Below are 11,188 nucleotides of genomic sequence, written 5' to 3'. Positions count from 1 at the left end.
ACCTATTTGCCCAAAAAACCATCGATCGATATTTACCCAAAAGACTTACCTGCACTGCCTCCTGCTATTTTTTAGTTCCGTCGAACTCACGTTAAAACAATGTGAGTTTGACGGTTAGGAAAGGTCAAATAAGATTCCTGTATGAATTTGCTCAACTGAACATCCACGCAGCCTGAAAAAAGTCGCGCTCACAAAACATCGCATAACGATAAGTTGAATGCACAACAGAATTAGTAACGGCATAATTGTCAACCAAATTTTCTAATTGTTGTGTTAGTGGTTGAAAATCTGCACTGCTATAAGTACGAATCCAGTCTGCATATTGATGATTAGGAATACCGTTACAAGCCAATTTTTCTCCTAAAAAGGCATACAAACGCATACAAGGAGACATAGCCGCAGCAGTTAAACCCACATCTTTACTCCAAGCAGTTGCTAACAAAAAATCAGTATAGCGGCGGGTGGCAGATGCAGGTTCTACAGCATACAAATTGACTCCCCACTCAGAAGCATAGGCACTATGCAGCCGTAGTTCTTCTAAAACTCCACTAGCTAAATTATGAAATGTGGTGAAACCTAACCAGTCTGGTGCTTTAGCTGCGGCGATACTGTAAGCACGGGCAAAAGCTTCTAAGAAAAAAGCATCTTGCCCTACGTAGTAAGCAAATTTAGCTCGCTCAAGAGTACCATCGCCAATGCCTTGAACGAAAGGATGCTCTAAGCAAGCTTGGGCTAAGTCTTGATTTGCTGCCCATAATTGGTTAGATAAAGTCATTTGTCATTTGTCATTTGTCAACTGTTATTATCCCCTTTAAAAAGGGAAGAATTGGAGCAAGACTGAGCCAATACTTCCCAAAAAGTCAACGAAGTTGGGTTTACCAGTACTCACCTTCTCATTAACCGGTGTTTGTAGTTCTTTTATAAAAGTTTGGGCTGTTAGGGTTCCAGTGCTGTTGTTTTGGGATGTAAACAATTTTTCCGCAACTTGAGCATCTTGGAATGCACCTTGTCTATCTAGTATTTGGTAACGGGCGACACCACGAGCTAGATAAGCATCCGCATATTCTGGTTTAATTGTGATCGCTTGATTAAAATAACTGATTGCTTGCTGTTGGTTGCCTTTTTGCCCTTCTGCTACACCCAAAGCATAAAATTCTGCTGGTGAGGCAATTTGTGATGGTATCGCAACTGCACCTTGAAAGTTAGTCCCATTCAAGTAAGCACCAGTTAGTTCTGCATTTGCTAAATAAGTATTTCTCAAATCAGCACCCGTCAAATTTGCCCCATTAAATTTAGCTTCGCTCAGGTTAACGCCAAATAAACTCGCGCCACTTAAGTTTGCACCTCGTAAATCTGCACCGCTCAAGTTTGCGCGGCTGAGGTTAGCACCTGTGAGATTAGCACCGCTTAAATTGGCTCCAGATAAGTCAGCCATCACTAAACCTGCACTCGTCAAATCACAGTTTTGACATTGTTTGGTTGCCAATAACTGTTTAATATGTTCAGAATTTGCTGCTTGTACGGTTGTTGTCAAACTAATCGTAGTTAAAAATGCAACTGCACCCAGAAGTTGGTTTTTCATGTCTGTGTAATATTTTTTACTAAATAGCAGTATTAACTGAGATGGATTTATACCTCAACATTATGATATGAGCAATCTCAACAATTTGCCCTCTGTAGTTGCCTACATCACCTATAAATTGGTGATACTTTTTCTATGGAATGTTACGCTAAAGGATTATAGAAAAGTCGTTAAAGTATAAATCGAGCCGATATTAAGACTGACAATCCCAGTAAAAAGGGTAAATGAACATCATTCGTCAAGATAAATGATACACTCCACTAGAGGCGAAACTGGTGTTACAAAATTAAACTCACTGTAAAATATCGCTTCAAAGAAAGCATCTGTAACATCCAAATAATTAGTATTCTTTTAAATCAAGTAAATTAGTAGAGCAGTATCCAAGCCTAAAGTTTGCCCTGATAACCGGAATAGTCATTATCATCAGGGATGCTTTGACTCAGGAGCAAAATGATAGATTTGTTTTTGGATACCCTGATTTTAAATAAATATGAGACTATAGAAACATTAAAGCAGTTAGAAAAACGTGAGTCAGCAAGACAAACTCTTAGACAAAATTCTCTCTGGGACTTCTGATACAGATATCCCTTTCGCCCAACTATGGCAACTTTTATATACACTAGGCTTTGAAGAACGGATTCGTGGCGATCATCGTATTTTTGTCAAAGCCGATGTTGAGGAGATATTGAACCTGCAACATAAAAGAGGAAAAGCCAAAAGCTATCAAATTAAACAAGTTCGGGCAGTGATTCTCAAATATAAGCTAGGAAGTAAAAATGATGTTTCGGTATGAAATTATTCTCTACTGGAGTGAATTAGATCGAGCCTTTATTGCTGAAGTTCCAGAGTTATCAGGCTGTGCTGCTGACGGTGATACTTATCAAGAAGCCCTGCATAATGTAGAATTAGTTGTGCAGGAATGGATAGAAACTGCTAAAGATTTAGGGCGTCCAGTTCCTGAACCTAGACCACGTTTGATGTACATTTAATTGATACACAAAGCAAGTTAAACTGATTTTTTAGCACCATCAGAAATATTTAAGACCATATTAGATACGGATCGGAAAATTTTTCGCTAAAAGACCTAAAAAATTCTACTGGCTGCCATTATAGTATCTAAGTTATAGCGATTCTCATTTGAATTGGTACACAGTATTGCCCATTATTGTCAACTTAAGCTCAAATGCTTGTATCACAAGTCGAATTACTCCCCCTTAATCCCCCCGATATATTGGGGGAAACAAGAAAATCCGGTTCCCTCCCCTTTATAAGGGGAGGGTTAGGGTGGGGTAAAATCTCTAAGTGAAGAACTTAGTTAGTAGTAAGCTTACAAATCACCATAATATGTGATTTGTATTTGTTAGTAGTATAGTGAATAACTTGTAGTCCAGAACGTTCTAGTTCTTGCAATAGTTTAGGTATTTCATACTTGTGATGCCGCCAAATAGTAATCTCTTCACCTTTAGAGAATTCAATATTTTTATCTATACCCATCCGACTAAAATTTATAGTGTAATCATGACGTAATTTCAGATTAGCAACAATACTATCTGTTTTTAAATCGTATTTTCTCACTAGTTCACAATCTTCAGATTTAATCCCAATCTTCTTTTTAATCCATCCATATACTTCTTCTACATGATACTTGCAGCCACCTCTAACTATTCCATCCCATGTAGAGTTAGAACCAGTTTCGTTAGTAAATACTAAAAGATCGTGTTTTCCCATGCTATCTCTAAAGTTTTTGAATACCTCATCTCTATTTTGATGATTTCCAATGGTAACTCCTAAGTGTAAAAAAATTTTTACTGTGTCGTCCATTTCAAGACTAGCTTGATTTTGGAATAAAATTTTGGGTACACAACTACTTTCTATGTCAATTGTGGAACTGATAAACTCGACTAGGGGAAACCATTTCTTAAAATTGCTTTTGGAGACATGAAGCAATTCTTCACTAATGTCTAAAGCAATATATTTGTTAACCTTTCCTAATTTGTTTAGTCTGCGAATAAACTTTTTAACTGGATAGGAATTACCGGCGCCAACGTCTATAATATTTACTCCTTCACCAATTTTTATACGATCGTTCAGGTATTTGAAATTATCTTTTAAAAGGTCAATTTCTACATTTGCTCTTCCATACCATCTAGGAATAGCATATTTCAAATAAAAATCGTTCCAAATTTTTGCACCTCTTCCTTTATAAGAATACTTTAGAGGAATTTCTCGTCTGACTTCTAATGCATGAATTATCCCTAAAATTTCTTCTTCAGAAAAAAGAGAGTAGAACTCAGAACTTGGCTTTGCTATGCGACTGATAGCAGATGAAATATCTAAGGGAAGTTGGGAATTGCTATGAAAATTTTGAGCCATTATTCTTGTTCTTTGGTTTTCTTCGGTCTTGAAATTGATTAGCCGCAATGCTTGCTAGAAATGTATTCTCCCATGCCACTGTCCCAAAACCTGGAATCTTCATCACAAAGAACAGGCCTGTTTTCCATATCACATTCCCCACTCTCAAAGAATAAATTGGTTTTTTACAATCAAAATACGAGATAATTTTCCAATGATACAGGGATGAATTGCAGTGGTTCAGCAACCAGAACTCCAGGAAACTTCGTCGATCAAGTCAACCCAGCGTGTGCTTAAAAGTTTAAGTACTTACCGATGGACTTCGCTTGGAGCATTGGTCAGCCTGTTGCTGTTGACGATCGCAAACGCACTCACCCCACAACTATTTCGGTGGGGAATTGATGAGGGGATATCGAAAAAAAACATCCAAATTGTGCTATATAGCGCCGCTTGGATGGTAGTCGCGGCGATCGCTCGTGGTGTATTTAACTTTGGACAAAGCTATTTAGCAGAAGCAGCGTCTCAAGGTGTTGCTTATGACCTGCGAAACAAAATTTTCAGCAAGATTCAAAATCTCAGTTTCAGCTTCCACGATCAGGCGCAGACTTCCCAACTGCTAACCCGTGTCACCAGCGATATCGAGCAGATTCGTACCTTTGTTGGCACTAGCTTAATTCAAGTCGTTGGTTCACTTGTGACATTGGTGAGTATTTCGGTAGTTTTGCTGGTGATGAACTGGCAACTAGCATTGATTACGCTAACGGCAGTGCCAATAGCTGCATGGTTAATGGCACAATTCGTTACTCGAAATGACAAACTTTTTCGGCAAGTACAAGAGCAACTAAGCGATCTCAATGCTGTATTGCAAGAGAATTTGCTAGGAATACGGGTGGTGAAAGCGTTTGTGCGAGAGTCAACCGAAAGGTCGCGTTACACGACTCTAAATGATGGTCTAGTCAGGGCAAACATGAAGACCATTAGCGCCATCCGCAATACCTTCCCATTCATTTTTTTGGTGAGTAATTTGGTAACACTGGCAGTTTTCGCCTATGGGGGAGCGCAGGTGATTGGGCGCAGATTTTCTATAGGCGAGCTGGTGGCGTTTAACTCCTACCTAGCGTTGATTCTCCAACCGATTTTGTTGATTGGATTTGCCGCACCCGCGATCGCTCAAGCAGCTGCTTCCGCCGAACGTGTCTATGAAGTTGTAGATGCAGAGGTAGAAATTCACGATTGCCCTGGTGCTGTCCCCTTTGACACCTGCGGTGGTAGAATTACCTTTGAAAATGTTTGCTTTCGCTATCCTGGAGCGACAACCGAAACTCTGAAAGAAGTATCCTTTGAAACCAAGCCTAACGAGCTAATCGCCGTTTTAGGAATGACTGGTTCGGGAAAAAGCACAATTATGAACCTGATTCCCCGCTTTTATGATGTCACAAAGGGAGCAGTTCGCATTGACGGACGAGATGTAAAAAGTTTCACACTCAAAAGCCTCAGATCGCATATTGGGATTGTATTTCAGGAAACTACTCTCTTTTCTGGCACAATCCGCGAAAATATTGCCTACGCCAAACCCGATGCCACTTTAGAGCAGGTGATTGAAGTTGCAAAAACTGCCCAAATGCACGATTTTATTAGCGGTCTAGCCGATGGCTACGAGACGATTGTGGGTGAACGAGGCGTAGGCTTATCTGGTGGACAAAAGCAGCGAATTGCGATCGCTCGTACCTTGTTAACCGATTACAGCATTCTGATTTTGGACGATAGCACCTCGGCTGTAGATGCCAAAACTGCTGCCCAAATTCAAGCGGAGCTCGATGACTTAATGCACCAAAAAGCTTGTACAACCTTTGTAGTCGCTCAACGTATCAGTACAGTCCAGAATGCCGATCGCATTTTTCTCATGGATAAAGGACGATTGGTAGCACAAGGCACTCACGAGGAATTGATGCAAACCAGTCCACTCTACGGTGTCATTTTGGAATCTCAGGTAAAGCCGAAGGAGAAAAAATGAGAGGCACTATTCCCGTTGTTGCATCTGAGGAAAACGCGAGTCAGAAATCCACCCTGCGGCGCTTTTTACAATACGTGCTACTTTATCGCAAAGAAATTCCCATCGCCCTGACATTAGTATTAATTGGTGCGATAACTCAGGCAGTTGGGCCATTCTTTCTCGGCTGGTCGATCGATCGTCTGATTGCACAAGGGGATTTACAAGGACTGCTGATGTTGTTAGGGCTACTAGGGCTGAACTACGGACTTGGTGTTTTAGCAATTCGGGGTCAAATTATTCGAGTCGGCTGGATTATGCAGCGATTGCTGGCTCAACTAAGGCAAGATATTTTCATTAAAATCCAAAGTTTGCCACTCAGCTTTTTCGATCGCAGCGAAGCAGGCGATTTAATGAGCCGATTGCTGAATGATGTCAACACTGTGAATCAAGCATTTGGACTGACGATCGCCCAAATGCTGGGCAACACTTTCAGTTTGGTGGGCATCGTGATTGCCATGCTCTCAATCAACCTGCGACTAGGTTTGTTGAGCAACCTGGTAGTGCCACTGATGATTTTTACCACAAGCTTATTTGCACGTTGGGCAAGAGTCAGATTTCGCGTCACCCGACAAACCATTGGGGAACTTTCCGCCAAGTTAGAAGAAGATATTGGCAGCGTCCGAGAAGCACAAGCATTTAATCGCGTACAGATGAATATCGCAGAATTCGACGTTCTTAACGCCGCCAATAGAGATGCCAACGTTGAGGCTGTGGCAATTACTTCCGCCTTTTTACCCTCCATCGATTTTCTCAACACATTAGCAACGGCTGGCGTACTAGCCTATGGCGGTTATCTGGCGGTAACAGGAGCTGCAACAGTAGGGGTAGTGACATCCTTTTTACTTTACGTCCAACAGTTCTTCCGCCCGATCCAAATTCTCAGCCAGTTTTATACTCAAGCTCAATCTGCCTTCGCCGGATTAGAGCGAATATTTTTATTATTAGATGAACCGTCAGAACTCAAAGACGCACCAGATGCCACAGAAATGCCGCCTATTCAAGGTGAGGTGGCATTTGAGAATGTCAAGTTTGGCTACAACCCAGATCAACTGGTTCTCAAAGGAGTGAATTTACACGCTTATCCAGGACAGATGGTTGCATTAGTAGGGCAAACCGGTTCGGGAAAAAGTACAATTATTAACTTGATTTTGCGCTTCTATGATGTATCTAGCGGTGCAGTGAAAATAGATGATATTGATGTGCGTAGCGTGACTCAAGCAAGTCTGCGCCGTCAAATTGGCATCGTCCTGCAAGATAATCTTTTGTTCACTGGTACTGTTGCCGAAAATATAGCTTTTGGCGCTCCTTACGCCACTCAAGCTGATATCGAAGCGGCTGCACAACTGGCAAATGTGCATGAGTTCATTACCTCACTACCACAGGGTTATACAACTCAATTAGGCGAACGGGGAGCGCCTTTGAGCCAAGGACAACGACAACTAATCAGTATTGCTCGTGCGGTATTAATTAATCCCCAAATTCTGATTCTCGATGAAGCCACCAGCAGCATCGATACCCGCACAGAAGCGCTAGTACAAAATGCGATCGCTCGTTTGCTCCAAGGTCGTACTAGTTTCGTAATTGCCCACCGCCTCAGTACAGTTACTCAGGCAGATCAAGTTTTAGTAATTCAGCAGGGACAAATTGTAGAACAGGGTACTCACGCCGAACTCGTTAATCAGCAAGGTGTTTATGCTAACCTTTATGCTCTCCAACTGGGCGCAGCAGACACAATGGTTCTTCAAAACGAAAAGTAAAATATATATACATAACTCAAATTTACTAATTGCCAGCAAAAAAAATGAAGCTACCTAACCTCGATTCACAAACCATCGATCGCATCATTGAAATGGCATGGGAAGATAGAACACCTTTTGATGCTATCGAGGCTCAGTTTGGGCTACTGGAAAAAGAGGTAATCGCCCTAATGAGGCGTGAAATGAAAGAATCTAGTTTCAAGATGTGGCGAGAGCGAGTCACCAAACGCAATACAAAGCATTTATCTCAGCGAGAATTTATTGCAGGTCGGTTTAAATCGCATAATCAAAAAACGTAAGTAATTGGGTAAGCGTAGGCGTAGCCCGTCGTAGACATCGACTCTTTGGTGATATAAACCAACAAAGGCTAAAATGCTCTAGTAAAGAATGAGCCTGCGAACCCTTGCAATTATTGAGGGACAATTACCAAATTCACCAAGCACAATGACGAAAGTTACACTCTACATTGCAGCTAGTTTGGATGGCTACATTGCTCGCAGCGATGGCGGAATTGAGTGGCTATCAATCCTTGATACAGAAGGTGAAGACTACGGTTACACTGATTTTTACGAATCGATTGATGCGATCGTTTTAGGTAGCAAGACATATGAAGTAGGGCTAGGTTTTGATCGATGGCCTTACCCAGAAAAAAAATCTTTCGTATTCACCCAGCGTCATCTCCAATCCGATCGTCAGGACGTTGTGTTTGTTTCTGACCCAGTAAAACAGGCGTTAGCTAATATAGAGGCTCAAGGTTTTAAAAATATTTGGCTAGTTGGTGGCGGAAAATTAATCAATTCGTTTCTTCACAACAGCTTGATTGACGAATATATAATTTCAACTATTCCAACTATCTTAGGTGGCGGTATATATCTTTTCCCACCACCTACCCCGGAAGAAAAATTGGAGCTTATTAGCTCAAAACAATATCCAAGTGGTTTACTTCAAGCACACTATAGGCGAAAAGGAAATATTTAAAAGAATTCGTAATTCTTAATGATGCTATCTACGAATTACGAACTTGTACTGAGCTTGTCCTGAGCTTGTCCTGAGCGTAGCCGAAGGGCGTAGCCGTTGGCGCAGCCTCTCGTAGAGAAGTATTACGAATTATCTAAAGAAGCTTCTGAACAGCATTGCTAAAGTCTTCGTAAGGAGAAACCCCTACAATGGTTTCTGCTACAATACCATCTTTGAAAATTAAAACTGCTGGAATACTGCGAAGACCAAATTGTTTGAAAATAGGCTTATTGCTATCAACGTCTACCTTCACGACTTTAACGCGACCTTTGTATTCTTCAGCAAGTTGATCCATTAATGGACTAACTAAGCGACAGGGGCCACACCAAGTAGCAGTAAAATCAACAACAACAACTTTCTCTTCACTTCCATTTAAAACAACATCAAATTCACTTTCTTCAACGTAAGTAACTATGTCAGTATCAGTAGACATTTTTTAATTCCTTAGTGGCAAACTAAAATTTCAGCAAAAAGCTAACTATACAAACTATACTCCCTTCTGAGTGTCAGATTCATTAGTTACCTACATTCATTGGGAAACTACCGCACCTGATTTTTGCTTACCAAAGTATATTTTACAACTTAGTTATCTTTGTACTTAGGGTGCGATCGCATCATCCTACTAACCAACATAATCCAAAAAACCTATACCTTAAAGGCGTAGAAGCGTTAATAGTCATCCTGCTGACCAAATAGTTCTAACAACCCAATTGTGCCGACAAAAAAAGTATAAGTCGCATATTTTATTGGTATCTTTTGTCTTGAAGGTGCATAAAAAGCTGCTATAATGCTCTCAATAAAATGGCTAATCATGGCAAAACGCTCAATCCAAAAAATTGGATTAAGGGTGCTTGGTACATTAATATTGGTTATTACTGCATAAATATTCCACGATTCCAATCCAATTGCGCTTGTTATAAGCACTGTAGATATAATTTTTATCAAAGTATAAATCTTTTTCTTGATAAATTTTAAGTTCATAATGTTGGGAAAATAATATTTAACATATTTAAAATACTTGGAAAATTAATAAACAAGTTAATGTGTATTGTCTAAACAATTGCCCCAAGTCAACTAATTTTATCTCATGATTTCCATTCTTGTAAAAGCCTACAAAATTATAGGTATGCTACAGAGTTAAATTAGCACAGCTAGCTAGACGCCGTTACGAGTATCTTGTATGGAAACTTCTATATTAGGAACTTACAAAAAAGAAATTATCCCAAATTATTCGTACATTTGTATTAGGGGGACACAGGTATGCGCTCCTAAGATGAGATTTTTTTTAACTGGAAGTCCCTTAAGTCAAGATTCCCAAAATTTTGAAAAGACAACAGGCTAAAAACTATGAACAATCAAGATTAAATCACCAGATATTTAAAAAATGACAAAAGTGTGGAATAATACATAAGTGAAAAATTTAAATGCATTCCATAAATTAATAATAAATGTAAAGCTATGATTGCTCAACATTACAACTCAATTCATGTTGAAAATGACTTGCTTAAACAAATCAAAATTAAAGAAAATCAGCTAAAAATTGCCCAAGAGTCTGAGATGCTTCATGTAGCAGAAGAATTACAGAGTCAATTATTAAAGCTACAGTCTCAATTATCAGAGCCGCAAGAGCAAGATGTTGAAATTCAAGCGTTGATGAGTTTGCTAGACGAATAAGATTGTAAAATTTTGCAACAAAATTTATTAAAAATACAAAATCTCTGTTGTCCAAAAGCAAAGCATAGTGGTTGTGATGCCTGGGTATATAGCTTATGTGCTAAAGCTTAAGAGTTAACAGCACCAGCAGGAGCCATAAAAGAGTGATGATTCTTACTTAGATAAGAGGTTGGGGTTTTTGCTGAGTACGCGGTCTTTTAATTTGCGGTACTGAATCAATCTTAAGAATAGGTTTAATTGGGTGCTGCTGCCTTTGATTAAGAATTTGAATTTCTCTCTCAATTGAATATTTTCCTTGTCTAAAAAATTCTTGAGAATTATATGGAACTAAGTCACGGGATAAATGTTGAGCTTGTCTTGTAGTCAAACTAGGTACTGCTTGTTCAGCATTGGCAGAACTTTGTATAGCCAGCAAAAAAGCTGTTGAAAGCACCAAAGGTTTTATTTTTATACATCCGGTGAATATTAGGTTTAACATAGTTAATACATCTGTTGCGTGAATACAGCTTCCAACCATATTAGTGTTGGTCTGATTATAAATAAATTACACTTATTCTCTGGCTAATTACCTCCTACAAATGGATGAATTAATTAGCTAAACTCTTATTACAGCCCGCATCAGTCTAGCTAGCATCTCAATTAACTATCCAAGTTGCTCAACTGGAGTTTAGACTAAGCAGCAAAAAACGACTCAGGAACGCCGAGTTGAAAACAAACAGGCTTGAGGCTGGAAAATTGACAATCTTAAGCAGA

13 protein-coding genes are annotated in these 11,188 nt (G+C 39.7%); 7 read left to right on the top strand and 6 right to left on the bottom strand.

All coding sequences use genetic code 11. The features are described from left to right. Positions 1–151: 151 nt before the first annotated feature. A complete protein-coding gene (locus V7K53_RS28900; RefSeq protein ID WP_335200890.1) occupies positions 152–775 on the bottom strand; it encodes a TenA family protein in 624 nt (207 codons plus the stop codon). Positions 776–811: 36 nt separating this feature from the next. Next, entirely contained in the window at positions 812–1,582 is a 771-nt protein-coding gene (locus V7K53_RS28895; RefSeq protein WP_335200889.1) for a pentapeptide repeat-containing protein, read from the bottom strand. Positions 1,583–2,108: 526 nt separating this feature from the next. On the opposite strand from V7K53_RS28895, the gene V7K53_RS28890 reads away from it, so the two are divergent. Both V7K53_RS28890 and V7K53_RS28885 read left to right on the top strand, forming a co-directional pair. Continuing rightward, positions 2,109–2,375, top strand: coding sequence for a toxin HicA (locus tag V7K53_RS28890; protein ID WP_099103576.1), 267 nt, complete (start codon positions 2,109–2,111; stop codon positions 2,373–2,375). Continuing rightward, positions 2,359–2,571: a type II toxin-antitoxin system HicB family antitoxin gene (locus V7K53_RS28885; protein ID WP_099103575.1), complete on the top strand. Its 213-nt coding sequence runs from the start codon at positions 2,359–2,361 to the stop codon at positions 2,569–2,571. The genes V7K53_RS28890 and V7K53_RS28885 overlap by 17 nt, the downstream gene beginning before the upstream one ends. Before the next feature lie 322 nt (positions 2,572–2,893). On the opposite strand, the gene V7K53_RS28880 is transcribed toward V7K53_RS28885, so the two are convergent. Then, on the bottom strand, positions 2,894–3,955 hold the full coding sequence (locus V7K53_RS28880) for an L-histidine N(alpha)-methyltransferase (protein ID WP_335200888.1): 1,062 nt from the start codon (positions 3,953–3,955) through the stop codon (positions 2,894–2,896). Positions 3,956–4,169: 214 nt separating this feature from the next. On the opposite strand from V7K53_RS28880, the gene V7K53_RS28875 reads away from it, so the two are divergent. From V7K53_RS28875 to V7K53_RS28860, 4 genes are all read left to right on the top strand, one after another. Beyond that, positions 4,170–5,948: an ABC transporter ATP-binding protein gene (locus V7K53_RS28875; protein WP_335200887.1), complete on the top strand. Its 1,779-nt coding sequence runs from the start codon at positions 4,170–4,172 to the stop codon at positions 5,946–5,948. Then, entirely contained in the window at positions 5,945–7,744 is a 1,800-nt protein-coding gene (locus V7K53_RS28870; RefSeq protein ID WP_335200886.1) for an ABC transporter ATP-binding protein, read from the top strand. Before V7K53_RS28875 ends, V7K53_RS28870 begins: the two co-directional genes overlap by 4 nt. A gap of 44 nt (positions 7,745–7,788) precedes the next feature. Further along, a complete protein-coding gene (locus tag V7K53_RS28865) occupies positions 7,789–8,043 on the top strand; it encodes a TIGR03643 family protein (RefSeq protein WP_335200885.1) in 255 nt (84 codons plus the stop codon). Between the two features lie 88 nt (positions 8,044–8,131). Continuing rightward, positions 8,132–8,722 carry a dihydrofolate reductase family protein gene (locus V7K53_RS28860; protein ID WP_335200884.1) on the top strand — a complete coding sequence of 197 codons (591 nt, stop codon included), beginning with the start codon at positions 8,132–8,134 and terminating at the stop codon, positions 8,720–8,722. A gap of 133 nt (positions 8,723–8,855) precedes the next feature. Here the strand turns inward: V7K53_RS28860 and trxA are convergent, their stop codons facing one another. After that, entirely contained in the window at positions 8,856–9,194 is a 339-nt protein-coding gene (trxA, locus tag V7K53_RS28855; protein WP_335200883.1) for a thioredoxin, read from the bottom strand. A 236-nt stretch (positions 9,195–9,430) separates the two neighbouring features. Further along, positions 9,431–9,742: a hypothetical protein gene (locus V7K53_RS28850; protein WP_335200882.1), complete on the bottom strand. Its 312-nt coding sequence runs from the start codon at positions 9,740–9,742 to the stop codon at positions 9,431–9,433. 477 nt (positions 9,743–10,219) lie between these two features. Between V7K53_RS28850 and V7K53_RS28845 the strand changes: the two genes are divergently transcribed. After that, positions 10,220–10,435, top strand: a complete 216-nt coding sequence (locus V7K53_RS28845) for a hypothetical protein (RefSeq protein ID WP_099101757.1) — start codon at positions 10,220–10,222, stop codon at positions 10,433–10,435. A gap of 157 nt (positions 10,436–10,592) precedes the next feature. Here the strand turns inward: V7K53_RS28845 and V7K53_RS28840 are convergent, their stop codons facing one another. Beyond that, complete coding sequence (locus V7K53_RS28840; protein ID WP_335200881.1) at positions 10,593–10,913, bottom strand: hypothetical protein; 321 nt, start codon at positions 10,911–10,913, stop codon at positions 10,593–10,595. Positions 10,914–11,188 lie beyond the last annotated feature (275 nt).

This window comes from Nostoc sp., assembly GCF_036917355.1.
Taxonomy (GTDB): domain Bacteria; phylum Cyanobacteriota; class Cyanobacteriia; order Cyanobacteriales; family Nostocaceae; genus Nostoc.
Note: the sequence above shows the minus strand (reverse complement) of the source record. Positions and strands in the feature narration are given on the sequence as shown.

Excerpts from the sequence above, each read along its gene's own strand:
- V7K53_RS28900 (WP_335200890.1), bottom strand. The coding sequence starts at position 775 with ATGACTTTATCTAACCAATTATGGGCAGCAAATCAAGACTTAGCCCAA.
- V7K53_RS28895 (WP_335200889.1), bottom strand. The coding sequence starts at position 1,582 with ATGAAAAACCAACTTCTGGGTGCAGTTGCATTTTTAACTACGATTAGT.
- V7K53_RS28885 (WP_099103575.1), top strand. The coding sequence starts at position 2,359 with ATGATGTTTCGGTATGAAATTATTCTCTACTGGAGTGAATTAGATCGA.
- V7K53_RS28880 (WP_335200888.1), bottom strand. The coding sequence starts at position 3,955 with ATGGCTCAAAATTTTCATAGCAATTCCCAACTTCCCTTAGATATTTCA.
- V7K53_RS28870 (WP_335200886.1), top strand. The coding sequence starts at position 5,945 with ATGAGAGGCACTATTCCCGTTGTTGCATCTGAGGAAAACGCGAGTCAG.
- V7K53_RS28865 (WP_335200885.1), top strand. The coding sequence starts at position 7,789 with ATGAAGCTACCTAACCTCGATTCACAAACCATCGATCGCATCATTGAA.
- V7K53_RS28860 (WP_335200884.1), top strand. The coding sequence starts at position 8,132 with ATGAGCCTGCGAACCCTTGCAATTATTGAGGGACAATTACCAAATTCA.
- trxA (WP_335200883.1), bottom strand. The coding sequence starts at position 9,194 with ATGTCTACTGATACTGACATAGTTACTTACGTTGAAGAAAGTGAATTT.
- V7K53_RS28850 (WP_335200882.1), bottom strand. The coding sequence starts at position 9,742 with ATGAACTTAAAATTTATCAAGAAAAAGATTTATACTTTGATAAAAATT.
- V7K53_RS28845 (WP_099101757.1), top strand. The coding sequence starts at position 10,220 with ATGATTGCTCAACATTACAACTCAATTCATGTTGAAAATGACTTGCTT.
- V7K53_RS28840 (WP_335200881.1), bottom strand. The coding sequence starts at position 10,913 with ATGTTAAACCTAATATTCACCGGATGTATAAAAATAAAACCTTTGGTG.